Here is a 25971-nt window from a genome sequence, read left to right as displayed (position 1 = left end):
TATGGACGACACCCAAGACGCTCCGCGACAGGACACTGCGCCAACCGACGATCCCCGCCTGACCAGCGTTGAGGAAGGCTCGCCGGACGACCTCACCCAGCTCGACCCGCGCTACAAGACGATGATGCGCCTGGTTGCGGGGCTGTTCGCCATCGTCCTGCTGGTCGCCGCCACGATTGCCGAGCTGGCCATTCCCGGCTGGACCGGCGTGGTCTGGGCCCCGGTCCTGCTGGTGGTCGCCTATATCGTTTTCTACCTGCCGATGCGGCGCTACGCGACGCGCGGCTACTCGCTGGCCGAGGAACGGCTGCGCGTTGTGCGCGGGGTCCTTTTCCATTCGGACACGATCGTCCCCTTCGGCAGGGTCCAGCACATCGATGTCGACCAAGGGCCGCTCGAGCGAGGGTTCGGTCTCGCGACGCTGACGGTGCATACCGCCGGTTCGCACAATGCCTCGGTCTCGCTCCCGGGCCTTGCGCACGAGACTGCGCTAGCCATGCGCGAGGATATCCGCGCGGCGATCCGGCGCGATACGCGATGACGCCCGACCTGCACGAGGAGAAAAGGACCGACCCGCGCAGCTTCGCGGTGCGCGCGGTCATGATGCTGTTCCAGCTCGTCATCCCGATCGCGATCGCTTCGGCGACGATCCTCGACGACGGCAAGGTGACCGATCTCGTCGGCTATTTCCTGCCGCTCGTGACAGGCATCATCCTGCTCAACGTCTTCATCGCCTATCTCCAGTGGACCAAGCTCACCTACACGGTGGGCGAGGCGGATATCCGCGTGGAAAGCGGTGTGCTTTCGCGTGCGGCCCGGTCGGTGCCATTTGAACGCATCCAGGACGTCAGCCTCGAGCAGAAACTGGTGCCGCGCCTGTTCGGCCTGGTGGAGGTCAAGTTCGAGACCGGTGCGGGCGGGAAGGACGACCTCGCGCTCACCTACCTTTCCGAAGACGAAGGCGAGCGCTTGCGCGAACTGGTGCGCGCTCGCCGCGAGGGCGAGGAAATCACGCAGGAGGGAGGCGCCGAGGCCAAGCCGGCGGAAGAGGCCAAGGTGCTCTTCGCCATGGGGCCGAAGCGCGTCTTCACCTTCGGCCTGTTCGAATTCTCGCTGGCCGTGGTGGCGGTGATCGGCGGCCTCGCGCAGCAATTCGAGTTCTTGCTGCCCTTCGACCTGTGGGACTTCGACCGCTGGGAAGAACGGATTGCGGGACAGGGCCAGTGGCTTTCTGCACTCGGCCCGCTGGCGCAGTTTGCGGGCATCCTCTTCGCCCTACTGTCTCTCGGGATATTGGGTGTCCTGACGGGTCTCGTCCGCACCGCACTGCGCGAATGGGATTTCCGGTTGGAGAAGACAGCCAAGGGCCTTCGCCGCAGGCGAGGCCTGCTCACGCGCACCGACCTCGTGATGCCGCTCCACCGTGTGCAGGCGCTGCGTATCGGGACGGGCTTCCTGCGCCGCCACTTCGGCTGGCACTCGCTCAAGGTCATCAGCCTTGCCAGCGATACCGGCGGAGCGAACCACGATGCCGTCCCTTTCGGCCAGATGGGCGAGATAGAACCGGTCGTGGGCGTCACCGGTTTCCACCTTCCGCCCGAAAATGCCGAATGGCACCGCGCAGTCAGCCGTTACCGAATCGACAAGGCCGTTCTGGCGACGATAATCCTGCTGCCGGTGACCATCGTCGTCGCGATCGTCGGAACTTCCTGGGTGTGGCTCGCGCCTGCCTTCGGGCTGATTTTCACGCTCGCCGAACAATGGTGGCGCTGGCACCACGACTATCGCGCGCTCGGTGAGCGGCAGCTTTATTCGCGTCACGGGTGGTTCTCGCCCAGCCTCGCCATCGCATCGCGGGTGAAATTGCAGTCTGTCGAGATTGCGCAGGGGCCGATCGCGCGTTTGCGTGGCTACGCGAGCCTGCACCTCGGGCTAGCCGGCGGACGGCTGAGGATTCACGGATTGCCGGTAGAAGAGGCGCGCCGCTGGCGTGCAGCCATCTGCGACAGCATTTCGCAGACCGACTTCTCCGAATTGCTCGATGCGCCGGGTGCGCCCTTGGCCTAGGCCCTGAGCTCGGCCAGATCCTTGTGGCGGTCGAAATAGCGTTCGACGTAGGAGCAATCGGGCGCGATCTTGAAACCGTTCGATCGGGCATCCTCGATCAGTGCTTCGACCAGTTTCTCTGCGATGCCCCGTCCGCGATGGCTGGTCGGAACGAAGGTATGCTCGGCGTGGCGGACATCGTCGCGCTGGGTCCAGCTCAGCTTGGCAGGACTGTCGCCGGCATCCAGCTTTGCAACATAATCACCGTGAGTGACCCTGTCGCGACGTTCTATTTCGATTTCTGCGTGACCCATGTCTTAATCTTTCCTTGCTGTGCAACCAACGCAGCTGGCGCTATGCGCGTTCCGATGCAGTTCCTGTCAGACAATGCCGCCAGTGTTCACCCCCGCGTCTGGGAGGCGATGCGCGCCGCCGACACGCCTGATTCTCCCTACGATGGTGACGGGTTGAGTAGTTCGCTCGATGAAAAGATGTCCTCCCTGTTCGGAAGGGAATCGAAGGTGCTCTGGGTGGCAACCGGTACTGCGGCGAATTGCCTCGCCCTTGCGACGATGGTCCCGCCCCACGGCGGCGTAGTCTGCCACGAGGAAGCACATATCGAGATGGACGAGGGCGGAGCGCCGGGTTTCTACCTCCACGGTGCGAAGCTCCTGTTGGCGGCGGGCGAGGGCGCGAAACTCACACCCGATGCGATCCGCGCAGTCCTCGATCCGATCCGTGACGATGTGCACCAAGTGCAACCCCACGCCATTTCGATAACGCAGGCGAGCGAGTACGGCCGGTCCTACAGGCCCGAAGAGATCGCGGCGATCCGCAAGGTCGCCGACGAGCGCGGTTTGGCCTTGCACATGGATGGCGCGCGGTTCGGCAATGCGGCGGCTTTCCTCGATCTTCCTGCAGGAGAAGTGGCAGGTGCGGTCGATGCTCTCAGTTTCGGCTTCGTCAAGAACGGCGGCATGAGCGCGGAGGCAATCGTCTTCTTCGACATCGCGCTTGCGGATGTCGCGCTTTATCGCCGCAAGCGTGCCGGCCATTTGCAGAGCAAGGGCCGATTCCTCGCCGCGCAGGTCCACGCCATGCTCGATGGCGACCTGTGGCTCGAGAATGCGCGTGCGGCCAATGCCGCTGCGGCCGAGATCGCGGGGGCCTGCGCAGATCGGCTGATGCATCCGGTAGAGGCGAACGAGTTGTTCGTGCGCTGCACGCCGGCAGAACGTGAGGTGCTGCGCGAACAGGGCTTCGGCTTCTACGACTGGGGCGACGATGCGGCGCGCTTCGTCTCCTCGTGGAACACGCGCGAGGAAGATGCGCGTGCACTCGCCAAGGCGATTGCGGGTCTATGAGCGCGCAGACCGGTGGGGAAAGCCTGCTTGCTCCGAGAAACCTTGCCGCCTTCCTGCTGGTGAGCCTAATCTGGGGCGGCACCTGGCTGGTCATCCGCGACCAGATTTCCTCCGTCCCGCCGAGCTGGTCGATCACCTGGCGCTTCATCGTGGCGGCGCTCGGCATGTTCGTGCTGGCCAAGCTGCGCGGCGAGCCGCTCGGCCTGCCGCGCGAGGGCTGGCGCTGGGCATTGGCTCTCGGCCTGTTCCAGTTCTCGCTCAATTTCAGCTTCGTCTACAATGCCGAGAAGTTCATTACCTCGGGCCTCGTCGCGGTAATGTTCGCGCTGCTGGTCGTGCCCAATGCGGTGCTCGGGCGGATCGTGCTGGGCCAGCCGATCCGGCGCGAGTTCGTGCTCGGCTCCTCGATTGCGGCCATCGGGGTCGCGATGCTCTTTGCCCAGGAATACCGCGCTTCGCCTGCGACACTGGGCGAGGTCCTGACCGGTGCCGCGCTGACCGTGGGCGGCATCCTCGCTGCGAGCGCGGCCAATATCGTGCAGGCGATGGAAGGCGCGAAACGCCAGCCGCTGCTCACCTTGCTCGCATGGTCAATGGTGGTAGGCGTCGTGCTCAATGCGGGGTTTGCTCTCGCTACCCAGGGGCCGCCGCAATTCGATTCGCGGCCCGAGTACACGCTCGGCATCCTCTATCTCGGCCTCGCCGGATCCGTAATCACCTTCCCGCTCTACTACGGGCTGGTCCGCAAGGTCGGTGCAGGCACGGCAGCTTACAGCTCGGTGATCGTTCCGATCGTGGCCATGGTGCTCTCGACCCTGTTCGAGGGGTTCGTCTGGGGGCCGCTGCCGGCCGCAGGTGCGGCGATCACTCTGGCGGGCATGGTGGTGGCAATGCGCGGGCGCGCAGCTCCGCCGCCCAGGCGCGCTACGCCCGAGCCCTGATCGCAGCGAGGCCTTCGCGATAGGTCGGGTACGCGGGCTCCCAGCCGAGAACGCGCTTCGCCCTGCCGTTCGCAACCCTCCGGTTCTCCGCATAAAAGCCGCGCGCCATCGGCGAGAGATCGGCCTCCTCGATCGTCTGGAGGGGCGGGGGATCGATGCCGAGCAGGCGGGCCGCTTCCTCGACCACGGCATTCTGGCTGGTCGGTAGATCGTCGGCGAGATTGTAGGCACCTGCCGGAGCGCCGCTCTCGATGGCCGCAACGATGCCCGCACCGATATCGTCGACATGAACGCGGCTGAAAACCTGGCCCGGCAGGTCGATCCGGTGCGCCTTGCCTGCCTCGAGCCGCTCGAAAATGCTGCGGCCCGGCCCGTAAATACCGGGCAGGCGGAATACCCGTGCGCTGAGCTCGAGCCAGTCGGAATCCGCTTCGCTTCGGGCAGTGCGCCGGCCACCACCGGTGGGCGAGTGCTCGTCGACCCACGCGCCCGCCGCATCGCCATAGACACCGGTGGAGGAGAGATAGCCGAGCCAGGCCTTTCCGAAATTGGCCCCGTACTCGTGCAGCACAGGGTCGCGGCCGTCTTCTCGCTCGGGAGGGACCGAAGACAGGACATGAGTAGCCGAGGCCAGCGCTTCCTTGACCGCGCCGCGGTCCGAAAACTCTACATTTCCCGCGCTTCCGGTGGCATCGACATGCCAGCCTTTCGCACGCATCTCTTGCGCAAAACGCCCCGCCGTGTAGCCGAGACCGAAGATGAACAATCGGGCCATCGGAGCGTATTAGCTCACGAAGCCGCAATTGACAGGAAAAGCATGGATATCGCTCGCACGCCCGCAACGCCCGACGGCAATATCGAAATGGCCGATGCCGCCGTCGAGCCCAAGGATCCGCCGGTCATCCGCCGCGAGGACTATACACCTTTCCCCTGGCTGGTGCCCGAGACCCGACTCGACTTCGAGCTCGGCCTCGAGAGCACGCGCGTTCGCTCGACGCTCACCGTGGTGCATAACAACAGGGCTGCGCGCTCGCCCACGATCCGGCTCGACGGTGACGGGATCAAGCCCACCAGCGTCAAGGTCGATGGCGAGCCGACACAGAGCTTTGTGATGGATGGCGACGATCTTGTCCTCACCCTGTCCGACGATGCGCACGAGATAGCGATCGAGACCGAGATCGATCCCAGCGCCAATTCGCAGCTAATGGGTCTCTATGCCTCCTCCGGCATGCTCTGCACCCAGTGCGAGGCGGAGGGATTCCGCCGCATCACCTTTTTCCCCGACCGGCCCGATGTGCTCTCCACCTACACGGTGAGGATGAGCGGGCCGAAGGACCAGTTCCCGATCCTGCTGTGCAACGGCAACAAGGTGGCGACCGGCGTGGATGGCGACAGCCACTGGGCCGAGTGGCACGATCCGTGGCCCAAGCCCTCCTATCTCTTCGCGCTTGTCGCCGGCGACCTCGTGGCTCGGACCGACAGCTTCACCTCCATGAGCGGGCGCGAGGTCGAGCTGAACGTCTGGGTGCGCGAGGGAGACCTCGACCGGACCGAGCATGCCATGGAAAGCCTCAAGCGCTCGATGAAGTGGGACGAGGAAGCCTTCGGGCGCGAATACGATCTCGACCTGTTCAACATCGTCGCTGTCAGCGATTTCAACATGGGCGCGATGGAGAACAAGGGGCTCAACGTCTTCAATACCAAATATGTCTTGGCCGACCCGGAGACCGCCACCGATGGCGACTATGACGGGGTCGAGGGCGTGATCGGCCATGAGTACTTCCACAACTGGTCGGGCAACCGCATCACCTGCCGCGACTGGTTCCAGCTGAGCCTGAAGGAAGGCTTCACCGTGCTGCGCGACCAGCTGTTCAGCCAGGACATGGGGTCCGAGCCGGTCAAGCGGATCGAGGACGTGCGCGTGCTGCGCGGTGCGCAGTTCCCCGAGGATTCAGGGCCGCTCGCGCATTCGATCCGGCCCGACAGCTACCGCGAGATCAGCAACTTCTACACCGCCACGGTCTACAACAAGGGCGCCGAAGTCATCCGCATGATGCGGACGATGGCAGGCGAGGAGGCCTTCAGGAAAGGCACCGACACCTATTTCAACCGCCACGATGGCGAAGCCGCGACTTGCGAGGATTTCATCAAGTCGATCGAGGACGGCGCCGGCCTCGACCTGACCCAGTTCCGCCTGTGGTACTCGCAGGCGGGCACACCGAAAGTGAGCGTCGAGTTCGCCCACGAGGGCGGCGAGGCAGTGCTCAAACTTTCGCAGCTGGTCCCTGCAACGCCAGGGCAGGACGAAAAGAAGCCCATGCCGATTCCCCTGAAGATCGCGCTGTTCGATCGCGAGACGGGTACGCATTCGGGCGAGCAGCTGATCGTGCTCGACAAGGCGAGCGACACGTTCCGCTTCGGCGGTTTCGCGCAGAAGCCGGTTCTGTCGATCAATCGCGGCTTCTCGGCACCGGTGACGATCCAGCGCGAGATTGCGCGTGACGAACTGGTGTATCTGGCCGCGAAGGACGACGATCCATTCGCTCGTTACGAGGCGATGCAGGACCTGATGGTCGGCCACCTCGTTGCGGCCAGCAAGGGCGAACTCAGGGACGAGGACCGCGCGGCGGGCCGCAAGGATATCGTCGCCGCCATGCGCGCCGTGATCGAGGACGAGGCGCTCGACGACCTCATGCGCGGCGAGCTGATGTCGATGCCCAGCCAGACCTATCTCGCCGAGCAGATGAGCGAGGCGGACCCGGGCCGCATCCATGAAGAGCGCGAGGCGCTCAAGGCCGCCATCGCGGGCGAGCTGCAGGGCGAGCTGCGCGCCCTCTACGACCGCGCGGCCGAACTTCCCTTCTCGCATTCGGCGGAAGCCAAGGGTGCGCGCAAGCTGAAGACGCTGATCCTCGTTTACGCCGCGGCGCACGACCCGCAGAAGGCCGCCGAGCTCGCAGCGCACCAGTACGAGAACGCGGACAACATGACCGACCGGCAGGGTGCGCTGATGGTGCTCACCGGAATCGACAGTGCCGAGCGCACCAACGCCCTGATCGATTTCTACAACCGCTATCGCGGCAATGCGCTTGTCATCGACAAGTGGTTCTCGCTGCAGGCGATGTCGCTCCACCCCAAGGTTCTCGAGCATGTGAAGGCGCTCGCCGACCACGAGGATTTCACGATGAAGAACCCTAACCGCGTTCGATCGCTCTACATGGCGTTCGCCGCTAACCCGCACGGCTTCCATGCCGCTTCGGGCGAGGGTTACAAGCTGATCGCGGACCTCATTCTCGAACTCGATCCGATCAACGCCCAGACCGCTGCGCGCTTCGTGCCGGCGCTGGGTCGCTGGCGGAAGCTCGAACCGGGTCGCAGCGCATTGATGCACGAACAGCTTGAGCGCATCGCGGCTGCGCCGAAGCTGTCGCGCGACACGTTCGAACAGGTCTCTCGCTCGCTTGGTTGAAGTGCTGACCAGCACGGCGCTTGAAGGCGTGCCGCACGGGTTCTCGACCCGCAAGGGGCTGGAGGCGGCCGATATCCTGCCCGGCGGTGAGCTCGCCATGCTTCAGCAGGTGCACTCGGCCGATGTCGTGACGGTGAGCGAAGGGGGCAGAGCGCTGGCGCGGGCCGATGCGATGGTGACGGACCGGCGTGGTATCTTGCTCGGCATCGTCACTGCCGACTGTGCGCCGGTGCTCCTTGCGGACAGCGAAGCAGGCGTCGTCGGCGCGGCGCATGCCGGCTGGCGCGGCGCGCATGGCGGCGTGCTCGAGAACACCGTGAGCGCAATGGAGCAACTCGGGGCGCGGCGCGAGGCCATCGTCGCGGTCATCGGACCGACGATCGCGCAGGCGAGCTACGAAGTGGACGCCGCATTCCGCGACCAGTTCCAAGAAGCCGACGAGCGGTTCTTTTTGTCGGGACGCGAAGCGCATCTCCAATTCGACCTTCCCGCCTACGCCGCGCACCGTTTGCGCGAGGCGGGGGTGGGGCGAATCGTCGATATCGGGCTCGACACCTATGCCGATGAGAGCCGCTTTTATTCGTACCGCCGCGCGACCCACCGCGCGGAGCCGGCCGAAGGCCGGCAGGTTAGCGCCATCGCCTTGCCCTAGCGCTGCGCCAGTAATTGTAACGCGGCATTGCGCGGCGAGGCACATCTGTTGCCAAAATGGCGGTTGGCAAGGGGTCGCATAGCGGCTAGAGGCGCGACCAAACCGGAACCAACGGGGGCTTCCGCGCAAATTTTTTCGGCGCAGCCCTCCGGCAAGGACCGGCGACTGGATCGCAACATTTTCCCTGCGCCACCCGGCGCGGAATGCAAGGCAGGCAAGGCAAGGCGCTGATGGCAGACACGACTGCAACCGCTAATCCCGAAACACCCACCACGGGCGAAGACGGCGTTCGTCGCCGCGATTTCCTCGACATTGCAGCGGTCAGCGCTGCCGGTGTCGGCGGTCTCGCGGTGGTCTATCCGCTGGTCAGCCAGATGGCTCCGTCCAAGGATGTGCTCGCGGCAAGCACCACGGAAGTCGACGTTTCGGGCATCGAAGTGGGCCAGGCCATCAAGGCCGTGTTCCGCAAGCAGCCGCTCTTCGTGAAGCGCCTGACGCCCGAAGAGATCGCAGCTGCCAACGCCAATCCTACCGGTTCGCTGCGCGATCCGGAAAGCCTCGCCGACCGCACCAAGGAAGGCAATGAGGACATCCTCGTCACCATGGGCGTGTGTACCCACCTCGGCTGCGTGCCGCTTGGTGCCGCCGAGGGCGAGGTGAAAGGCGAATTCGGCGGGTATTTCTGCCCCTGCCACGGTTCGCACTATGACACGGCCGGCCGCATCATGAAGGGCCCGGCTCCGACCAACCTCGAAGTGCCGGAGTTCGAGTTCATCTCGGACACCGTCATCCGCGTCGGCTGAGCTAGAAGACGAGAGACAGACCTATGAGCTTCCCCTGGGCACGCCAGTACGAACCCAAGAACGCGGTTTCCAAGTTCCTCGACGAGAAACTCCCGCTTCCGCGTCTCGTCTATAACGCTGTCGGCGCCGGCTATCCGGTTCCGCGCAACCTTTCCTACTTCTGGAACTTCGGCGTCCTCGCCGGCTTCTTCCTCATGGTGCAGATCGTGACCGGCGTGGTTCTCGCCATGCACTATGCGGCGAATGCGCAGGTTGCCTTCGCGACGACCGAGCACATCATGCGCAACGTCAACTGGGGTTGGCTGATGCGCTATGCTCACGCGAACGGCGCGAGCTTCTTCTTCATCGTCGTCTACCTCCACATCTTCCGCGGCCTGTTCTACAGCTCGTACAAGGCCCCGCGTGAGATGATCTGGCTCCTCGGCGTCGTGATCTTCCTCCTCATGATGGCCACCGCCTTCATGGGCTACGTGCTTCCCTGGGGCCAGATGAGCTTCTGGGGCGCCAAGGTCATCACTGGTCTGTTCGGTGCGATCCCGCTCGTCGGCGAGCCGATCCAGGTCTGGTTGCTCGGCGGCTTCGCTCCCGACAACGCCGCGCTGAACCGCTTCTTCAGCCTCCACTTCCTGCTGCCCTTCGTGATCGCGGGCGTCGTGATCCTGCACATCTGGGCGCTGCACATCCCGGGTTCGTCGAACCCGACGGGCGTCGAAGTGAAGAGCGAAAGCGACACCGTGCCCTTCCACCCGTATTATACGGCTAAGGACGGTTTCGGTCTCGGCATCGCACTGCTGGCCTATTTCGCGATGGTCTTCTTCCTGCCCAACGCACTCGGCCACCCGGACAACTATATCGAGGCGAACCCGCTCTCGACCCCGGCGCACATTGTGCCCGAATGGTACTTCTGGCCGTTCTACGCGATCCTGCGTGCCTTCACGGTCGACTTCCTGTTCATTCCGGCGAAGCTAATGGGCGTGATCGCAATGTTCGCATCGATCCTGCTGTGGTTCTTCCTGCCCTGGCTCGACAAGTCGCCGGTGCGCAGCGGCCACTACCGTCCGCTCTTCCGCAAGTTCTTCTGGTTCGGCCTGATCCCCGCGATGATCATCCTGTTCATCTGCGGCGGTGCCCCTGCCGAAGAGCCCTACGTGATCCTCAGCCAGATCGCGACGGCTTACTACTTCATCCACTTCCTAGTGATCCTGCCGATCATCAGCAGCGTGGAGAAGCCCGAACCCCTGCCTTATTCCATCACCGAAGCCGTCCTCGGCTCGGACAAGACGATGGTGAAGGGCGAGAACACCGCGCCGGCCGTTTAAGCGATACGAGAAAGATACAAGGTCATGCTCAAACTCCTCAGCGTCCGCCTCGTAGCCATGGCAGTCGGCCTCGTGTTCGCGGTTGCGGCACTCTGGGCCCTCGTGGTCGGCGTCATCGCGCTTGCGACCGAAGAGCCGGTTCCCCACGCGCCCTACGAAAAGCCGAGCGACTACGACTGGTCGTTCTCCGGTCCTTTCGGCAAGTGGGACCAGCAGCAGCTCCAGCGCGGCCTCAAGGTCTATGACGAAGTCTGCGCTGCATGCCACAGCCTGAAGTTCGTCGCATTCCGCGACCTGGAACAGTTGGGCTACGATGAAGGCCAAGTGAAGGCTTATGCTGCCGCCAAGCAGGTTCCGGGTATCGACCCGAACACCGGCGAAGCGACCATGCGCCCCGGCCTGCCGACGGATTATTTCCCGTCGCCCTATCCGAACAATGTTGCAGCAGCTGCCGCCAACAACAACGCGATCCCGCCGGATCTTTCGCTGATGACCAAGGCGCGCGGCGATGGCGTGAACTACGTCGCATCGCTGCTCATGGGCTACCAGGAACCTTCGGCGGAACTGCTGGCTGAATTCCCCGAGGCGGCACCGGGCCCGGGCTTGTACCACAATGTCTACTTCCCGAACCTCAACCTCGCGATGGCACCGCCGATTACGACGGACGGACAGGTGACCTATGACGACGGTACCGAGGCGACAATCGAGCAGATGAGCAAGGACGTTGCGGCGTTCCTCGCGTGGACTGCCGAACCGAGCATGATCAAGCGCAAGCAGACCGGCTGGCCGGTCCTTGTCTTCCTGCTCTTCGCAACGATCCTTGCCTACATGTCGAAGAAGCAGATCTGGGCTGCCGTGAAGCCCAAGAAGTAAGCTGCTTCGCTAGCGAACACGAAACGCGCCCCTCCATCCCAGCGATGCGAGGGGCGCTTTCATTTTCGGGAGACGCATCATTACCCCGCAAGAGCTGAAATCGCTGGTCCGGACAATTCCCGACTTTCCCATCGAAGGCATCCAATTCCGCGACATCACCACGCTGATCGGCAATGGAGACGGCTTTGCCGCCACGGTCGAGTGGCTGGCAGAGCGGGTCGAAGCCAGCGGAGCGCAGGCCATCGCCGGAATGGAAGCACGCGGGTTCATTTTCGGTGCCGCCGTGTCGGCAAGGCTTGCACTTCCGTTCCTTCCCGTGCGCAAGTCGGGCAAGCTTCCATGCGCTACAATCGGAGTCGACTACGCACTCGAATATGGTTCGGACAGGCTCGAAATGGACCCCGCCTCGGTAAGCAAGGGACAACTTGTCGCAATGGTCGACGACCTCCTCGCCACTGGCGGCACCGCCTGCGCCACTTCGGAGTTGCTCCGCAAGGCGGGTGCACGTGTCGAACATGCCTTCTTCGTCATCGACCTGCCTGATCTGGGTGGCGCGGCTAGGCTCGAGGACTGTGATGTCGCCGTCGAGGCGCTGATGGAATTCGAAGCCGACTAAGCCTTTTTATTGCAAAACTTGGATAATTCCCCGCTCTAGGGCATTGAACCTGCTGAGCGCCGCACATCGGCGCGCAATCTTGCGAGGGGCATGGAACAGACACTTGTCATAGCGCTGGTCGGCATCCTCGGTATCGGGGCACAGTGGATCGCATGGCGCACGGGTTGGCCGGCAATCGTCCTGATGCTTGCCGCTGGCTTCCTAGCAGGACCGGTCCTCGGCATCTTCGATCCCGAGCATGCCTTCGGCGAATTGCTCGAGCCCATGGTTGCGGTCGGCGTTGCGCTGATCCTCTTCGAAGGCGGTCTGAGCCTCGATTTCCGCGAGCTACGCCATAGCGGCAGCGCGGTGATGCGGCTGGCCACTGTCGGTGTCGTGCTCGGATGGCTGTTCGGAGCTCTGGCGGGCATCTACATTGCCGGCCTCGCTCCCGAAGTGGCGATCCTGTTCGGTGGGATCCTCGTGGTGACCGGCCCAACCGTGGTCATCCCGCTGCTCCGCCAGAGCTCGATCAAGTCGCGTCCGGCCTCGATCCTGAAATGGGAAGCCATCGTCAACGACCCGACCGGGGCGCTGTGCGCGGTCATCGCGTATGAATACTTCCGCAAGGTCGCCGAAACGCCAGACGCGACGCTCTTCCAGGTCGTCCCGCCGCTCATCATCGCTGCCATCCTGGCCGGCCTCATCGGCTATGTCGCAGCACTTGCGATCGCATGGTCTTTCCCGCGCGGAGCCGTGCCGGAGTACCTGAAGGTCCCGGTGCTCCTGGCAGCCGTCATCGGCGTATTCGTGATTTCCAACCTGATCGAACACGAAGCAGGGCTGGTTGCAGTGACCGTGATGGGCGTGGCGCTAGCCAACATGAATGTCTCCAGCCTGAGGTCGATCCACCCGTTCAAGGAGAACATTGCGATCCTCCTCGTCTCGGGCATCTTCATCCTGCTGTCCGCATCGCTTGACTGGGAAGAGCTTTCCTATCTCAACCCGATGACGCCTGCGGGCCTCAACATGATGCTGTTCCTGCTGGCGCTGCTGTTCCTCGTGCGTCCGGCTACGATCCTGCTGAGCCTGCTTGGTAGCAGCGTACCGTGGAACGAGCGCCTCCTGCTCGCCTGGATCGCCCCGCGCGGCATCGTGCTGGTCGCCATCTCGGGCCTGTTCGCGCTGCGCCTGTCCGATCTTGGATACAGCGATGGCAACCTGCTTATCGGCCTCAGCTTTGCCGTGGTCGTGGTCACCATCGTCGCCCACGGATTCACGATCGACTTCGTCGCCAAGCTGCTCAAGGTAAAGGGCGTTACGCGGCCGGGCATGCTTATTGTCGGTTCGACGCCTTGGACCATTGCCCTGGCCGAGCAGATGCGGGAGCTGAAAGCGCCGGTTATCGTCGTCGACGCCAGCTGGCAGCGGCTCGGTCTTGCGAGGCAGAAGGGGATCGACTTCTACCATGGTGAAATCCTCAATGAGGCGACCGAACACAATCTCGAGCTCGCGCCCTACCAGAACCTCGTCGCGGCTACGGAGAACGAGGCCTACAACGCGCTTGTCTGCAACGAGTTCGCCCACGAGATCGGTAGAGACCGTGTCTTCCAGCTCGGCGAAAGTGCCGATGGCGACGATCGTCATGCGCTACCTGAGAGCCTGCGTGGCCGTGCGCTGTTCGAAAGCGGTTTCGGAGTGGAAGACGTCAGCGAACGTCAGCGACAAGGCTGGGTATTCCGCAAGACCAAGCTGTCGGACGAATTCGACTTCGAGAAGATGCAGGAGAAGCTGCCCAATGCGGCCAACATGCTCCTGCTCGTACGCGACAATGGCACGATCCGTTTCTTCACCCATGCTGCCAAGCCGGAGCCACGTGCGGGCGATATCATCCTGAGCTTTTCGCCTCCGCAGACGAAGACCGCGGAGGAAATGGCGGCAAAGAAAGCGAGCAAGAAACAGGGGCCGCAGCCGACATGAGATACGCACCGATCCAATTCGCCTTGATCGCCGCTGCGCTGTTGGCCGGCTGTTCACGTTCGGAAGAACCGGAGCCCGAAAATCCTGGCGAGGGCCCACGCTCTATCTTTCAGGACGAGGATGCCCAGTCGAACAGTGCGGGTGTACCGGCATCGGTGCTCCGGCCGCTCGAGACCACCATCTCCTTTGCCGACGGCACCAGCGACCTGACCGAAGCTGCACGCGCAGAGCTCGCGACAGTGGTCGATTCGCCGCAAATGGATGCGGGTGGGGCGATCATCCTGCGCGGCCATACAGATGCCGAGGGCAGCGATGCCGAAACGCTCCAGTCGTCGCGCGAGAAGGCCGAGGCGGTGCGCGACTTCCTTATCGAGAATGGAGTTTCCGAAGAGCGCATCGCGATCATTCCATTCGGCGAGCAAAACCCGCTTGCTCCCAATGCTTTGCCCGACGGCTCCCCCAATGAAGAAGGCCGCGCCACCAACCGCCGTGTCGAGCTGACCGTCGAAACGGCGCGAGGCACCCAGCGCGAGCAGACGCTGGTCGAGACCCTGACCCGGCCGGATGCTGCATCGACGCAAGGGGCTGCTGAAGCGCAGACGCAAGATCAGCCACAATGATGTGTTGACGAATGGCCATGAGCGGTGGCATCTGCGCCCCGCTCGATTGGCCTGTCAGGCCAATGGTATGCGGGTATAGCATAGTGGTAATGCTCCAGCCTTCCAAGCTGGCTAGAGGGGTTCGATTCCCCTTACCCGCTCCACTCCCTTTCGACAGATTCGGACCGGCACGAAAAAGGCCGGATGTCCGCGGGGGATGCGGACAACCGGCCTTGCTACCCGAAGGGCTTTATCGGCGCCCAATCGTTGTCGAGCGCCCTATATTACCTTTTTCTAAAACTCCAGTCCCCCAATCGCGGGACATGCAACTGCCGGTTAACTATACTTTCCTGCAACCCATTGTTGCAAAGCAAACATTTGACCATTTGCGACCGTTATCACATACGTATGCGTAGGCGGGGAGTCCGCCTGTAAACACATCAATCGAGGGAGTCTCGATATGGCATACGAAGCCGACTACGGCGTCTTCATCGGACGCTTCCAGCCGCTCCACCTTGGTCACGAACATATCATACGCGATGCGCTCGAGCGTGTCGGGAAACTGATCGTTCTGGTCGGATCGGCGAATGTTGCGCGCGATCCACGCAATCCTTTCACCTTCGAAGAGCGCGAGCAGATGCTGCGCGGTTCCTTCGCCTATGAGATGGCGCAGGGCCGATTGATCGCAGAACCGCTCGACGACCATCTCTATTCCGACACGGCATGGGTCGCGGAAGCTCAGCGCCGCGTCTCGGACGTCATCTTCGCCGATGCCAATCCGGACGGACTGGGTCTGCACGGCACGAACGATTTCAGCGTGGTGCTCGCGGGATACGGGAAGGACAACACGAGCTACTACCTGAAGCTCTTTCCCGAATGGGGCTCGATCCAGCTGGAGACGAACAACTCGACGTTCGGAGCGACGGACGTCCGCGAGCGGTTCTTCCGGCGGATTCCCGAAGTACCGCAGGCGGCGCTGTCCAAGGATGTGGCCGAGCAACTCGAGGAATTCGCGAGGGGCGATGACTTCAAGCGCCTGCTCGCGGAGCGCGAATATCTAGACGCCTATCCCGGCGAGTGGGGCAGTGGTCCCTTCGTCACGGCAGATGCCGTGGTGGTTCAGGCCGGCCATATCCTTCTGGTCGAGCGGGGTCAGCTTCCCGGCGAGGGGTTGCTCGCCTTGCCCGGTGGCTTCGTCGACAAGGACGAACGCATCCGCGACGCCGCCATCCGCGAGCTGCGCGAGGAGACGGGCATATCGGACGGCAAGGGCCAGATCCCGCCCGCCATGCTCGCCAGCTTCATCGAGGACAGCGCGACGCGGATCTTCGATGCGCCGAGCAGGTCCCTACGCGGTCGGATCATCACCCATGCTTTCCTCTTCCGCCTTCCCGAGAGACGCGAACTGGCAAAGGTGAAGGGGGGTGACGATGCCGCGCACGCCCGCTGGTACCGCCTCGGCGAGCTGCGTCCCGAGCAGCTCTTCGAGGACCATTGGTCGATCATCGAGCAGATGGCAAATCTTTGAAAATTAACCGGTTCGGAGGAGTTCCGGGCCACATCACCCGCCAAACGTGAGGAGTTCACACCATGGCAGACAACATCATCCTTTCGACGGACAGCTACAAGCACAGCCACTTCCTGCAGTACCCGCCAGAGGCGCGCGCGATCAGTGCTTACGGCGAAAGCCGGACCAATGATTTCGCCGACGAAGTGCTGTTCCTGGGCCTCCAGCCTTTCCTAATCGAGTATCTCGGCAGGCCGGTGAGCCAGAAGGACATCGAGGAAGCCGCACAGCTGTGCGCCGGGCACGGCGTGCCCTTCAACCGCGAAGGCTGGCAGGCGATCCTCGACGACCACGGTGGCTACCTGCCGATCGAAATCAGCGCGCTCGAAGAAGGCCGCATGGTCCCGACTTCGGTCCCGCTTTTCCAGGTCGAGAATACAGACGATCGGATGCCGTGGCTGACGACCTTCGTCGAAACGGCCCTGCTGCGCAGCGTCTGGTACCCCACGACGGTCGCCACGCTCAGCCGCAAGTGCAAGAGCGTGATCGCCGCCGGGCTCGATCGCACGAGCGACGATCCCGAGGGCCAGTTGCCCTTCAAGCTCCACGATTTCGGTGCGCGTGGCGTGTCGAGTGGTGAAAGCGCGGCGCTCGGCGGGATGGCGCATCTCGTCAACTTCAGCGGCACCGATACGCTCGAAGGCATCCTCGCGGCGCGGCGCTATTACGATGCCGATATGCCAGGCTTCTCGATCCCAGCGGCCGAGCACAGCACGATGACGAGCTGGGGCCGCTCGCGCGAAGAGGCAGCTTACGAGAACATGCTCGACCGTTTCGACGGCGAGAATGCAATCGTTGCTGTGGTTTCGGATAGCTACGACCTCGACAATGCGGTCGAGGGCATCTGGGGCGATGCACTTCGCGAAAAGGTGCTGGCGCGCAAGGGCACTCTTGTGGTCCGGCCCGACAGCGGCGACCCCGTCGAAACACCGCTCCGTACGCTCAAGAAGCTGTGGGAGATCTTCGGTGGCGAGGTGAACGCGAAGGGCTACAAGGTGCTCGATCCGCATGTCCGCGTGATCCAAGGCGACGGCATGAACGTCGACAGCATCGCGAGGCTGGTGAAAGCGGTCGGGGATGCCGGTTTTGCGATCGACAACATCGCATTCGGCATGGGCGGCGGGCTCTTGCAGCTGGTCAACCGTGATACGCTACGTTTCGCCATGAAAGCGAACGCCATGCAGGTCGCTGACGGCAGTTGGCAGGACGTTTCGAAGAAGCCCGCGACCGATCCGAGCAAGGCCAGCAAGGCGGGCCGGCAGGCAGTCGTCGCGAAGGACGGCAAGCTTGTCGCGACGCGCCTCGACCGGATCGATCCGGCGGAAAACCTGCTCAAGCCGGTGTGGCGGAACGGCGAACTGCTCGTGCGCCACAGCTTCGAGCAAGTACGCGAGCGTAGCTGGGCCTAGGGCTTCGGGTTGATCGCCATGTTGTCGATCAACCGAGTCCCACCGATCCGGGCGGCAACGAAGAGGCGGGCATTGCCATTGTCCGCCTCGAGCCGCTCGAGGCTGTCGGCATCGCGCACCTCGGCATAGTCGACGCTGTCGAAGCCTGCGACCTGCAGCACTTCGCGCAGGTTTCCGAGCGGTCTCTCCGCCCCGCCGCCTTGCGCAATGACGGCGATTGCATCGCGCATCGCCTTGGGCAGGGCAGCCGCCTTTGCGCGCTGTTCGGCCGAGAGGTAGGCGTTGCGGCTGCTCATCGCGAGACCGTCATCCTCGCGCACGATCGGCACGCCGATGATCGCTTCGACATGCGGCCGTGTCAGGTCGAGGTCGCGCGCCATCCGGCGGATGACGGCGAGCTGCTGCCAGTCCTTCTCGCCGAAGAAAGCTATGTCGGGCAGCACTTGGTTGAAGAGCTTGCAGACCACTGTCGCCACCCCGTCGAAATGGCCCGGGCGGTCGCCGCCGCACAGCCCTTCGCTCACACCCGCGACCGAGATGTTGGTGGAATAGCCCCTCGGATAGACCTCGCCCGGCTGCGGTGCCCACAGCAGCGCCACGCCCTCGGCCTCGAGCAGTTCGGAATCGCGCTGCAACTGGCGCGGATAGGCATCGAGATCCTCTCCCTCGCCGAACTGTCGCGGATTGACGAAGATCGATGCGACCACGTGATCGGCGGCCTCGCGCGCGCGGCGCATCAGGGTCAGGTGGCCATCGTGAAGGGCTCCCATGGTCGGCACCAGCGCAATGGTCTTACCGCTTTCGCGCAGGTCAGCGACCCTTTTCCTCAACACTTCGAGCTTGCCGATTGTTTGCACGCATGCATCCCCTTGGATAAGGATGGAAAGATCACCTGCCCTAGCGCCGCGCGGGGCCGGGCATCAACATTTCAATATCTGGAACGCAATTGCCGCACGCCGCTCCCCACTGGATTACCTTCGCCAACGAGAAGGGCGGGACGGGCAAGTCGACCACGGCAGTCCATGTCGCGGTGGCGCTGGCCTATCGCGGGGCAAAGGTCGCGGCATTCGATCTCGACCATCGCCAGCGCACGATGAACCGCTATTTCGAGAACCGCGCCGACACCGCGCGCCGACGGGGGATCGATCTGCCCACGGTCGAGTGCCACACCGTGCCGCTGATCCCCGAAGAGGAATTCGGCGAGATGGTACAGCGCCACGGGCGCGACGCCGACTTCATCCTGATCGACACGCCCGGCCGTGACGATCCGCTGGCGCGCTTTGCAGCGACCCATGCCGACACGCTGGTCACGCCGATGAACGACAGTTTCGTCGACTTCGACCTTATCGGCCAGGTCGAGAGCGAGAGTTTCAAGGTCAAGAAACTGTCCTTCTATGCCGAGCTCATCTGGGAAGCGAGGATCCAGCGCAGCCGCAAGGCGATCGAGGAGAACCGCCCCCCGATGGACTGGGTGGTGGTGCGCAACCGCACGGGTCACACCGAGGCACGCAACGTCGCGCGCATCGAACAGGCGCTCACCGAAATGTCGAAACGCGTCGGCTTCCGGGTCGCACACGGCCTCTCCGAACGCGTCATCTACCGGGAGCTTTTCCCCTCGGGCCTGACCTTGCTCGACAAGGGGCACCTCGGCGATCTCGGGACCAGCCACCTCGTCGCGCGGCAGGAGCTTCGCGGTCTCATCGCGGCCCTCCGCTTGCCCGAAGCCACCCGCACCAAGGAGCGTGAAACCGCATGATCAAGATACTCATGTTCCTTGTCGGGCTAAGCTTCTTCTGCCGCTGGGCGCTGGGGAAATGGCCTTGGGACTATCTGCGACCTGCGCCTACGCGGTCGCAGGCGATCTTCCGCGCGCGCCGCTTGCTCAATGTCTCCGAGCGGGCCGATCACTCCGAAATCCGCGAGGCGCACCGGCGACTCTCGTCGATGGCGCATCCCGACAAGGGCGGTAGCAAGGTGCAGATGCAGGAGCTGAATGCTGCACGCGACCTGCTGCTTGACGAGCTACCTTACGAACCTGAGGAACCCCCGCAATGAACCACGAGTTCGATCCGACCGTCCTGCGCGAGTACGATATTCGCGGCATCATCGGAGAGACGCTGGGCGCGGAAGACGCGCGCGCGATCGGCCGCACTTTCGGCTCGATGCTGCGCAAGGCGGGCGGGAAGAAGGTCGCTGTCGGTTACGATGGGCGGGTCAGCTCGCCCATGCTCGAACGCGCGCTTGTCGAGGGGCTCAATTCTGCCGGTTGCGATGTCGTCCGCGTGGGGTTGGGCGCGACCCCGATGCTATATTATGCCGAGGCCAGTGACGACGAGATCGATGGCGGCATCCAGATAACCGGCAGCCACAATCCCCCCAATTACAATGGCTTCAAGATGGTCTTCAAGGGACGTCCGTTCTTCGGATCGGACATCCAGGAGCTGGGTCGTCTGTCTGCCGCCGGCGAATGGGCCGACGGGGCAGGCGAAGTCGAGGACCGCAATATCCTCGACGAGTATATCGCCCGGATGGTTTCCGCACTCGACGGTGTCGACACGGCTGCGCTCGAGGGAATGCGCGTCGGCTGGGACGCGGGCAACGGCGCCGCCGGCCCAGCGCTCGAAAAGCTCGTCGCCAGGCTCCCTGGCGAGCATCATGTCCTCTTCACCGAAGTCGACGGCAATTTTCCCAATCATCACCCTGATCCCACTGTCGAGGAAAACCTTGCAGACCTGCGAAAGCTCGTCTCCGCAAAGTCCCTCGATTTCGGAGTGGCCTTCGATGGCGACGGCGACCGGATCGGCGCGATCGACGGCGAGGGGCGGGTGATCTGGGGCGACCAGCTGCTGATGATCTATGCTGAGGACCTGCTGCAATCACGCAAGGGCGCAACGATCATCGCAGACGTGAAGGCGAGCCGCGCGCTCTACGATCACGTCGCGGCATGCGGCGGCGAGCCGCTGATGTGGAAGACCGGCCACTCGCTGATTAAGTCCAAAATGAAAGAAACTGGTTCGCCGCTCGCCGGCGAGATGAGCGGCCACGTCTTCTTTGCGGACGAGTATTACGGCTTTGATGATGCGCTCTACGCAGGCGTGCGCCTGATGGCTTCGGCAGCGAGGCTGGGCAAATCGGTCACGCAACTGCGCAGCGACATGCCGCAGATGATCAACACGCCGGAGATGCGCTTCCAGGTCGACGAGAGCCGCAAGTTCGCCGCGATCGACGAGGTCAAGGAGCGCCTGTCCGGCACCGATGCCGACGTCAACGGCACCGATGGTGTGCGCGTGAACACCGATGACGGCTGGTGGCTGCTCCGGGCTTCGAACACGCAGGACGTGCTCGTCGCGCGCGCAGAAAGCGACAGCGAGGAAGGTCTCGAGCGGCTGGTAGGCCAGATCGACGAACAGCTCGCCCTGTCGGGCCTCGAGCGCGGGGAAAGCGTGGGGCACTAGTTCTTGGCATTGGGGGTCGCGCAGAACTGGCCGTGGTCCCTGCTCGGGATCGCGGAGACATCCGACAAGGAAGCGATCCGCGCTGCCTATTCGGCGCGCAAGGCCGAACTCGACGGCTCGATGCGGATATCGGCTTTCGCGCAGCTCACCGAAGCGCGCGAGAAGGCGCTCTTCCTGGCCTCGGAAATGCAGCGCAGCGCCGAGCGCGAGGCAGTCGCAGCGGGCGAAGTCGCTCCGCGCGAGGCGGCCTATACCGAGGCTGTGGACGAGGTCCGCGCGGACTTGCCCGAAGCGCCTGTAGTGCCACCACCCGCCGAACCCGAACCCGAACCCGAACCCGAACCCGAACCCGAACCCGAACCCGAACCCGAACCCGAACCCGAACCCGAACCCGAACCCGAACCCGAACCCGAACCCGAACCGGAACCGGAACCGGAACCGGAACCGGAGCCGGAGCCCGATCCGGAGCCCGATCCGGAGCCGGAAGTCGAGGCCATGGTTTCGGTGCCGCGTACCTACACCGACCCTTCCTACGACACAGAATACGAGACCTCCTCGCCCTCCAGTTACGAGCCCGATGTCGCTTTCTCCGCGCAGCAAAGTTCGACGTTCTTCGAGCGCTACAGGCTCGACAAATACGGCTTCTGGTGGCTCGTCGGGCTGACTTTCCTCGTGGCGATGTGCTCGGGCGATGACGAACCCCGACGTGATGCCTACGAACCGTCTTCGGTGTCGCAGGACAGCCTGCCGGAGAGGGAAATCGCGCCAGTCCCGGCATCCCGCAACGCCTATGATCCGGCAATGCTCGACAGCATCTCCGAAGAAATCTTCGGGGAGGGCATTTCCTTCGCCGAACTCACCGCTCGCAATTCCGAATTCGCCGATGTCTTCGCATTTCATGTCGCCGAGGAGGGTAACGATCCGGTTCTGGCGCGGGCCTATGTGCGCGATCAGATGATGCGTGTACGCACGGAAATCCCTGCACCCGATCTTATTGCCGCAAGCCAGCTCTACCTCTCGTGGCTGATGGATGCGAGAAGACAGGGCGCCGGCGCCTGCCGGGACATTCATACGAAAGCCTTCCTGCAGCCGGGCGTCATCGAGGACCCGGTGATTCTCGCAAGCGAACGCTCACTGTCCCTGCTGTTCGTGGAACGCGGCCATCTGCTGCTTCCGACCCAGGGTGCCGATAGTATCGCCCTGCCCGAATGGGCGGTGTCCGGGGCGCAGCGGCGCACCGGTCTTACCCGGGAGGGGCTGGGCGCAGCGCTTGCCGACGACCGGCACCAGGATCGCTGCGCGGTGACGATCGCACTCGTCGAAACGCTGCTCGAGCGACCGCGCGACGAAGCCTTGCCGGCGCTCGCGGCGTTGTAAAAAACACGCGCATCGCGAACCGTTTTCCATTAGGTCTGCCTGAATACTTGAGCCTTACTGCACTGCGCGGCAGAAAGCTCAGACGACGAGGGGACGCTTTCATGAGATTTTCGGTTTTCGCGCCGTTTGCGCATGGCGAGCCGCGTGGAATCAGCGAGGGGCAGGCCGCATGATCATCGGTATCGATCTCGGCACCACCAACAGTGCTGTTGCGATCTGGCGCGACGGGCAAAGCGAACTCGTGCCCAACGCGCTCGGCGAGCTGCTGACCCCGTCGGCCGTGTCGATCGACGATCACGGACAGAGCTGGGTGGGGCGCGCGGCGCTCGACCGCATGGCGACCCATCCTTCCGAGACAGTCACCAGCTTCAAGCGCCGGATGGGCACCGCAAACAAGGCGACGCTCGGCAAGCGCTCCTACACTCCGGAAGAATTGTCCGCGATCGTGCTGCGCAGTCTCGTCGACGATGTCGAGGCGGCGACCGGGGAGCGTCCGACCGGCGCGGTCATCACCGTTCCCGCCTATTTCAACGAACGCCAGCGCCGCGCCACGCGCCGTGCGGGTGAAATCGCCGGCCTTGAGGTCGAACGCCTCATCAACGAGCCTACCGCTGCCGCGCTCGCATTCGGGCTCATCGACAAGGAAGAGCGCGAACCCTTCCTCGTCTTCGACCTGGGCGGCGGCACTTTCGACGTCTCGATCGTGGAGATGTTCGAAGGCATCGTCGAAGTGCGCGCCTCGGCTGGCGACAACCGGCTTGGCGGTGACGATTTCGACGATGTCATGGTCAAGCTGGCGGAGCCCAAGCTCGATGCGGCCGACGTGCTCGACCGGCTGCCCAATGATCGCCGCGCGGCCCTGCTGCAGCTTGCCGCAGAGAAGACGCGCTGTGCGTTGTCGAGCCAGAACAAGGCCGATTTTAGGATCGCTGTCGGTGACGAGGATTTCACCGCAGAGATCGACACACAGGAATTCGAGGAAGCGGCAGAAGCGCTGGTGAGGCGGCTGCGCGATCCGGTGATCCGCTCGCTGCGCGACAGCGGTGTCGATGTCGAAAGCCTGTCCGATGTCGTTCTGGTCGGCGGTGCAACGCGTATGCCCGTGGTGCGCAAGGCGCTCACCCGGATGTTCAAGCGATTTCCCAATTCGACCGTCCACCCCGACCACGCCGTGGCGCTGGGCGCTGCGATCCAGGCGGGATTGCTCTCGGATGGCGAGGGGCTGGAAGAAATCCGCATCACGGACGTCGCTCCCTTCACGTTGGGGATCGAAATCGGGATGGACGATGCCTATGGCGGGCGGGTCAACGGGATCTTCTCGCCGATTATCGAGCGCAACACGCCCGTCCCGGTGAGCCGGATGCAGGAATATACGACATCCGAAGATGGGCAGCGCCAGCTCAAGACCGGTATCTTTCAGGGCGAGGCGCGCCAGGTAGAAAACAACGTCAAGCTTGGCGAACTCGTCGTGCCTGTCCCCGCCAAGCCGCGCGGCGAAGTGGTGGTGGAAGTACGATTCACCTATGACACCAATGGCATGCTTGAGATCGACGTCGATATTCCCGAGACCGGCTTTCACAAGAATGTCGTGATCGTCGATGAAGAGGACAAGCGCAGCCGCAAGGAAATCGATAAGAGCCGCAAGGCGCTTGAGAAGCTCAAGGTCCACCCGCGCGACGAGCAGGTGAATGTCGCCGCCATGCAGCGCGCCGAGCGCAGCTACGAAGGCTTCACCGGACCGGTACGCGAGTACATCGGCCGCTCGCTCGACAACTTCAAGGCGGCGCTCGAGAAACAGGATCCCCGCGTGATCGCCGATGCGCGCGAGAGCCTGCTGCTGCTGATCGACGAGATCGAGGCGAACCCGCCGATATGAGCGGCTATCCCTGGAGCATTCTCGGGATCGAGGAGACGCGCGAGAAATCCGCGATCCGCAAGGCCTATTCGGTCAAGCTGAAGACCATGAACCTCGACGAGCAGGTTCAGGAGTATGCGCAGCTGCGCTATGCCCGCGACTATGCCTTGAGGCTGGCTGCACAGCCACCGGCACCGCCGCCGAGCAGTGCCCAGCCCGACTACGATGATGCCTATGAGGATGACGACTATTTCGACGAACTCGAATGGCGCGACGATGCCGAATTCGAGTGGGAGATCGGACGGCGCGATTTCGTCGATGGGTATGAGGCCGGCGATCTGGGCGATGCGGGCCTGTCAGGCGACGAACTTGTCACTGCAGCAATCGAACCGCCGGAACTGCCCGACGGCTATGACGAGCTGCACGCGACCCTATTTCCCGGACGTCAGCATTCGGACGAAGGGCTGACCGGCGAGGAATACAAACAGGCCGACGACGCGCTGAAGCGGCTGATCGCCTGGGCCGAGGACGGCGACCTAAATCGCCACGGCAGCGTCGATTACAACCTCGCCGAGATGCTCGCTGCAGCATGGCCGCGCAGCGCGCCGCTGGTGGAGCGCGCCAATGTCGCCTTCCACTGGCTGGGCGAAGCTGGCGGCCTGGACGAGCGGCCCGCGCTGCAATTCCTCAACGCGCGCACGCAGGGCATGCGGTTCCACGAGGCCGTGCTCGAAGAGGACCATCCGCTGCACAAGGCCTGGCTCGAACTTTCGCGCCCGGGCAAGGCGAGCATGATCGACCGCCTCAAGATCAACCGCAACCAGATCGACAAATTGCTTCTCGCCATCAGGGGCAGCTTTCCCGAGCTCGAATCGCTGCTCAGCCGGGAGCGTATCGACAGCTGGGAGAAGCCCGCCAGCGACGTCGTCTCATGGATCGTCCAGCGCCTGTTTATCGTCTTCATCGTGATCCAGGCGCTCCGCTTCTGCGCCTCGACCGACGATCGCGCGCCGGTGCAGCCACCGCTCTCGGCAGAGGAACAGGAGGCTATCCGCGAGGAGGGGAAGGATAAGATCGCCGCTGCCCTGTTTGGGGAAGGCATTACCTATGACGAAATCATCGAAACCGATCCTGCCTTTGCCGCGCAGCTCGGCGGAATGGTCGATCCGCTTGTGCGTGCGAATGTCCTCGACGGCCGTCTGTTACTTCCCTTGCTCCGCAATCGCATGCTTGCTGCCCGCGAACGAGCAGATTTCGACGCGTTGCTCGCTATCCAGGCCATGCATCTCGAATGGCTCAAGGCGGCCCGGGAGGATGGTGGCGGGGAATGCGAGGATGTCCTGAGTGGCCGCTTCTCGGGCGGATTACCGCAGGTCGGCGCCGATACCGAGGAACGAGAACGAGCCCTTGCGCGCGACATGCTCGAGAAAAAGCTGCTCACCACACCGTCAATTAACGGCAGCACTACTTACCAGATCCCTGGCTGGCTGGTCGATGCTGCGCGCAGGGATACAGGGCTGTCGGAGGCGCGCTTCAGCGAGATCCTGCAGGACCCGGAAGACTCCGAAAGGTGCGGGGTCCAGATTGCGCTCATCGAGAACATGCTCTCGGCTCCATCCCGCGTTCCTATCGAGACGCTGCGGGGCCTGTGACGGAGATCGCGGAAC

Annotated in this window: 23 protein-coding genes and 1 tRNA gene; 21 read left to right on the top strand and 3 right to left on the bottom strand. The window is 63.5% G+C overall.

Translation table 11 applies throughout. From position 1 onward, the window contains the following. Window position 1: 1 nt before the first annotated feature. Window positions 2-541 carry a PH domain-containing protein gene (locus ACZ1G8_RS05495; RefSeq protein ID WP_472680850.1) on the top strand — a complete coding sequence of 180 codons (540 nt, stop codon included), beginning with the start codon at window positions 2-4 and terminating at the stop codon, window positions 539-541. Next, complete coding sequence (locus tag ACZ1G8_RS05490) at window positions 538-2067, top strand: PH domain-containing protein (protein ID WP_472680848.1); 1530 nt, start codon at window positions 538-540, stop codon at window positions 2065-2067. The genes ACZ1G8_RS05495 and ACZ1G8_RS05490 overlap by 4 nt, the downstream gene beginning before the upstream one ends. Here ACZ1G8_RS05490 and ACZ1G8_RS05485 read toward each other — a convergent pair. Beyond that, entirely contained in the window at window positions 2064-2360 is a 297-nt protein-coding gene (locus ACZ1G8_RS05485; RefSeq protein ID WP_472680846.1) for a GNAT family N-acetyltransferase, read from the bottom strand. The two genes, ACZ1G8_RS05490 and ACZ1G8_RS05485, sit on opposite strands and share 4 nt — an antisense overlap. Window positions 2361-2414: 54 nt before the next feature. Here ACZ1G8_RS05485 and ACZ1G8_RS05480 point away from each other — a divergent pair, with 54 nt between their 5' ends. Then, entirely contained in the window at window positions 2415-3410 is a 996-nt protein-coding gene (locus ACZ1G8_RS05480; RefSeq protein ID WP_472680844.1) for a threonine aldolase family protein, read from the top strand. Beyond that, window positions 3407-4351 carry a DMT family transporter gene (locus tag ACZ1G8_RS05475; protein ID WP_472680842.1) on the top strand — a complete coding sequence of 315 codons (945 nt, stop codon included), beginning with the start codon at window positions 3407-3409 and terminating at the stop codon, window positions 4349-4351. Before ACZ1G8_RS05480 ends, ACZ1G8_RS05475 begins: the two co-directional genes overlap by 4 nt. Here ACZ1G8_RS05475 and ACZ1G8_RS05470 read toward each other — a convergent pair. Further along, on the bottom strand, window positions 4335-5126 hold the full coding sequence (locus ACZ1G8_RS05470; protein WP_472680840.1) for a Rossmann-fold NAD(P)-binding domain-containing protein: 792 nt from the start codon (window positions 5124-5126) through the stop codon (window positions 4335-4337). The two genes, ACZ1G8_RS05475 and ACZ1G8_RS05470, sit on opposite strands and share 17 nt — an antisense overlap. A 42-nt stretch (window positions 5127-5168) precedes the next feature. On the opposite strand from ACZ1G8_RS05470, the gene pepN reads away from it, so the two are divergent. The 11 genes from pepN (at window position 5169) to ACZ1G8_RS05415 (ending at window position 17617) form a co-directional block, all read left to right on the top strand. Beyond that, window positions 5169-7820 carry an aminopeptidase N gene (pepN, locus tag ACZ1G8_RS05465; RefSeq protein WP_472680839.1) on the top strand — a complete coding sequence of 884 codons (2652 nt, stop codon included), beginning with the start codon at window positions 5169-5171 and terminating at the stop codon, window positions 7818-7820. Beyond that, window positions 7813-8472, top strand: coding sequence for a peptidoglycan editing factor PgeF (gene pgeF / locus ACZ1G8_RS05460; protein WP_472680838.1), 660 nt, complete (start codon window positions 7813-7815; stop codon window positions 8470-8472). Before pepN ends, pgeF begins: the two co-directional genes overlap by 8 nt. A gap of 230 nt (window positions 8473-8702) precedes the next feature. Beyond that, a complete protein-coding gene (gene petA / locus ACZ1G8_RS05455; RefSeq protein WP_472680837.1) occupies window positions 8703-9275 on the top strand; it encodes a ubiquinol-cytochrome c reductase iron-sulfur subunit in 573 nt (190 codons plus the stop codon). 23 nt (window positions 9276-9298) lie between these two features. Then, window positions 9299-10594, top strand: coding sequence for a cytochrome b (locus ACZ1G8_RS05450; protein ID WP_472680835.1), 1296 nt, complete (start codon window positions 9299-9301; stop codon window positions 10592-10594). Window positions 10595-10618: 24 nt separating this feature from the next. Beyond that, window positions 10619-11467 (top strand): cytochrome c1, encoded by an 849-nt coding sequence (locus ACZ1G8_RS05445; protein WP_472680833.1) that lies wholly within the window; start codon window positions 10619-10621, stop codon window positions 11465-11467. 79 nt (window positions 11468-11546) lie between these two features. Then, a complete protein-coding gene (locus tag ACZ1G8_RS05440; protein ID WP_472681200.1) occupies window positions 11547-12083 on the top strand; it encodes an adenine phosphoribosyltransferase in 537 nt (178 codons plus the stop codon). Window positions 12084-12173: 90 nt separating this feature from the next. Continuing rightward, a complete protein-coding gene (locus ACZ1G8_RS05435; protein ID WP_472680831.1) occupies window positions 12174-14042 on the top strand; it encodes a cation:proton antiporter in 1869 nt (622 codons plus the stop codon). Further along, the gene (locus tag ACZ1G8_RS05430) at window positions 14039-14662 is read left to right on the top strand and encodes an OmpA family protein (RefSeq protein ID WP_472680830.1); all 624 of its coding nucleotides are present in this window, start codon (window positions 14039-14041) and stop codon (window positions 14660-14662) included. Before ACZ1G8_RS05435 ends, ACZ1G8_RS05430 begins: the two co-directional genes overlap by 4 nt. 69 nt (window positions 14663-14731) lie before the next feature. Then, a tRNA-Gly gene (locus ACZ1G8_RS05425) sits at window positions 14732-14805 on the top strand. A 296-nt stretch (window positions 14806-15101) separates the two neighbouring features. After that, window positions 15102-16169 carry a bifunctional nicotinamide-nucleotide adenylyltransferase/Nudix hydroxylase gene (locus tag ACZ1G8_RS05420; RefSeq protein WP_472680828.1) on the top strand — a complete coding sequence of 356 codons (1068 nt, stop codon included), beginning with the start codon at window positions 15102-15104 and terminating at the stop codon, window positions 16167-16169. Between the two features lie 62 nt (window positions 16170-16231). Then, window positions 16232-17617 carry a nicotinate phosphoribosyltransferase gene (locus ACZ1G8_RS05415; protein ID WP_472680827.1) on the top strand — a complete coding sequence of 462 codons (1386 nt, stop codon included), beginning with the start codon at window positions 16232-16234 and terminating at the stop codon, window positions 17615-17617. On the opposite strand, the gene panC is transcribed toward ACZ1G8_RS05415, so the two are convergent. After that, window positions 17614-18474 carry a pantoate--beta-alanine ligase gene (gene panC / locus ACZ1G8_RS05410; RefSeq protein ID WP_472680825.1) on the bottom strand — a complete coding sequence of 287 codons (861 nt, stop codon included), beginning with the start codon at window positions 18472-18474 and terminating at the stop codon, window positions 17614-17616. The genes ACZ1G8_RS05415 and panC overlap by 4 nt on opposite strands. Window positions 18475-18563: 89 nt before the next feature. Between panC and ACZ1G8_RS05405 the strand changes: the two genes are divergently transcribed. The 6 genes from ACZ1G8_RS05405 (at window position 18564) to ACZ1G8_RS05380 (ending at window position 25956) form a co-directional block, all read left to right on the top strand. Then, window positions 18564-19373, top strand: a complete 810-nt coding sequence (locus tag ACZ1G8_RS05405) for a division plane positioning ATPase MipZ (RefSeq protein WP_472680824.1) — start codon at window positions 18564-18566, stop codon at window positions 19371-19373. After that, window positions 19370-19672: a J domain-containing protein gene (locus ACZ1G8_RS05400; RefSeq protein ID WP_472680822.1), complete on the top strand. Its 303-nt coding sequence runs from the start codon at window positions 19370-19372 to the stop codon at window positions 19670-19672. The genes ACZ1G8_RS05405 and ACZ1G8_RS05400 overlap by 4 nt, the downstream gene beginning before the upstream one ends. Beyond that, window positions 19669-21072, top strand: a complete 1404-nt coding sequence (gene pgmG, locus ACZ1G8_RS05395; RefSeq protein WP_472680820.1) for a phosphoglucomutase/phosphomannomutase PgmG — start codon at window positions 19669-19671, stop codon at window positions 21070-21072. Before ACZ1G8_RS05400 ends, pgmG begins: the two co-directional genes overlap by 4 nt. 3 nt (window positions 21073-21075) lie before the next feature. After that, complete coding sequence (locus tag ACZ1G8_RS05390; protein WP_472680818.1) at window positions 21076-22449, top strand: hypothetical protein; 1374 nt, start codon at window positions 21076-21078, stop codon at window positions 22447-22449. 169 nt (window positions 22450-22618) lie between these two features. Further along, window positions 22619-24325: an Hsp70 family protein gene (locus ACZ1G8_RS05385; RefSeq protein ID WP_472680816.1), complete on the top strand. Its 1707-nt coding sequence runs from the start codon at window positions 22619-22621 to the stop codon at window positions 24323-24325. Next, a complete protein-coding gene (locus ACZ1G8_RS05380) occupies window positions 24322-25956 on the top strand; it encodes a hypothetical protein (RefSeq protein ID WP_472680814.1) in 1635 nt (544 codons plus the stop codon). Before ACZ1G8_RS05385 ends, ACZ1G8_RS05380 begins: the two co-directional genes overlap by 4 nt. Window positions 25957-25971: the final 15 nt, after the last annotated feature.

This window comes from Qipengyuania sp. BR81-2 (assembly GCF_055693895.1).
This window is presented reverse-complemented; position numbering and strand designations above follow the sequence as displayed.

What these genes read in the sequence shown, in the direction of transcription:
- ACZ1G8_RS05495 (WP_472680850.1), top strand. Translation starts at nt 2, where the DNA reads ATGGACGACACCCAAGACGCTCCGCGACAGGACACTGCGCCAACCGAC.
- ACZ1G8_RS05490 (WP_472680848.1), top strand. Translation starts at nt 538, where the DNA reads ATGACGCCCGACCTGCACGAGGAGAAAAGGACCGACCCGCGCAGCTTC.
- ACZ1G8_RS05485 (WP_472680846.1), bottom strand. Translation starts at nt 2,360, where the DNA reads ATGGGTCACGCAGAAATCGAAATAGAACGTCGCGACAGGGTCACTCAC.
- ACZ1G8_RS05480 (WP_472680844.1), top strand. Translation starts at nt 2,415, where the DNA reads ATGCAGTTCCTGTCAGACAATGCCGCCAGTGTTCACCCCCGCGTCTGG.
- ACZ1G8_RS05475 (WP_472680842.1), top strand. Translation starts at nt 3,407, where the DNA reads ATGAGCGCGCAGACCGGTGGGGAAAGCCTGCTTGCTCCGAGAAACCTT.
- ACZ1G8_RS05470 (WP_472680840.1), bottom strand. Translation starts at nt 5,126, where the DNA reads ATGGCCCGATTGTTCATCTTCGGTCTCGGCTACACGGCGGGGCGTTTT.
- pepN (WP_472680839.1), top strand. Translation starts at nt 5,169, where the DNA reads ATGGATATCGCTCGCACGCCCGCAACGCCCGACGGCAATATCGAAATG.
- petA (WP_472680837.1), top strand. Translation starts at nt 8,703, where the DNA reads ATGGCAGACACGACTGCAACCGCTAATCCCGAAACACCCACCACGGGC.
- ACZ1G8_RS05450 (WP_472680835.1), top strand. Translation starts at nt 9,299, where the DNA reads ATGAGCTTCCCCTGGGCACGCCAGTACGAACCCAAGAACGCGGTTTCC.
- ACZ1G8_RS05445 (WP_472680833.1), top strand. Translation starts at nt 10,619, where the DNA reads ATGCTCAAACTCCTCAGCGTCCGCCTCGTAGCCATGGCAGTCGGCCTC.
- ACZ1G8_RS05435 (WP_472680831.1), top strand. Translation starts at nt 12,174, where the DNA reads ATGGAACAGACACTTGTCATAGCGCTGGTCGGCATCCTCGGTATCGGG.
- ACZ1G8_RS05430 (WP_472680830.1), top strand. Translation starts at nt 14,039, where the DNA reads ATGAGATACGCACCGATCCAATTCGCCTTGATCGCCGCTGCGCTGTTG.
- ACZ1G8_RS05420 (WP_472680828.1), top strand. Translation starts at nt 15,102, where the DNA reads ATGGCATACGAAGCCGACTACGGCGTCTTCATCGGACGCTTCCAGCCG.
- ACZ1G8_RS05415 (WP_472680827.1), top strand. Translation starts at nt 16,232, where the DNA reads ATGGCAGACAACATCATCCTTTCGACGGACAGCTACAAGCACAGCCAC.
- ACZ1G8_RS05400 (WP_472680822.1), top strand. Translation starts at nt 19,370, where the DNA reads ATGATCAAGATACTCATGTTCCTTGTCGGGCTAAGCTTCTTCTGCCGC.
- pgmG (WP_472680820.1), top strand. Translation starts at nt 19,669, where the DNA reads ATGAACCACGAGTTCGATCCGACCGTCCTGCGCGAGTACGATATTCGC.
- ACZ1G8_RS05385 (WP_472680816.1), top strand. Translation starts at nt 22,619, where the DNA reads ATGATCATCGGTATCGATCTCGGCACCACCAACAGTGCTGTTGCGATC.
- ACZ1G8_RS05380 (WP_472680814.1), top strand. Translation starts at nt 24,322, where the DNA reads ATGAGCGGCTATCCCTGGAGCATTCTCGGGATCGAGGAGACGCGCGAG.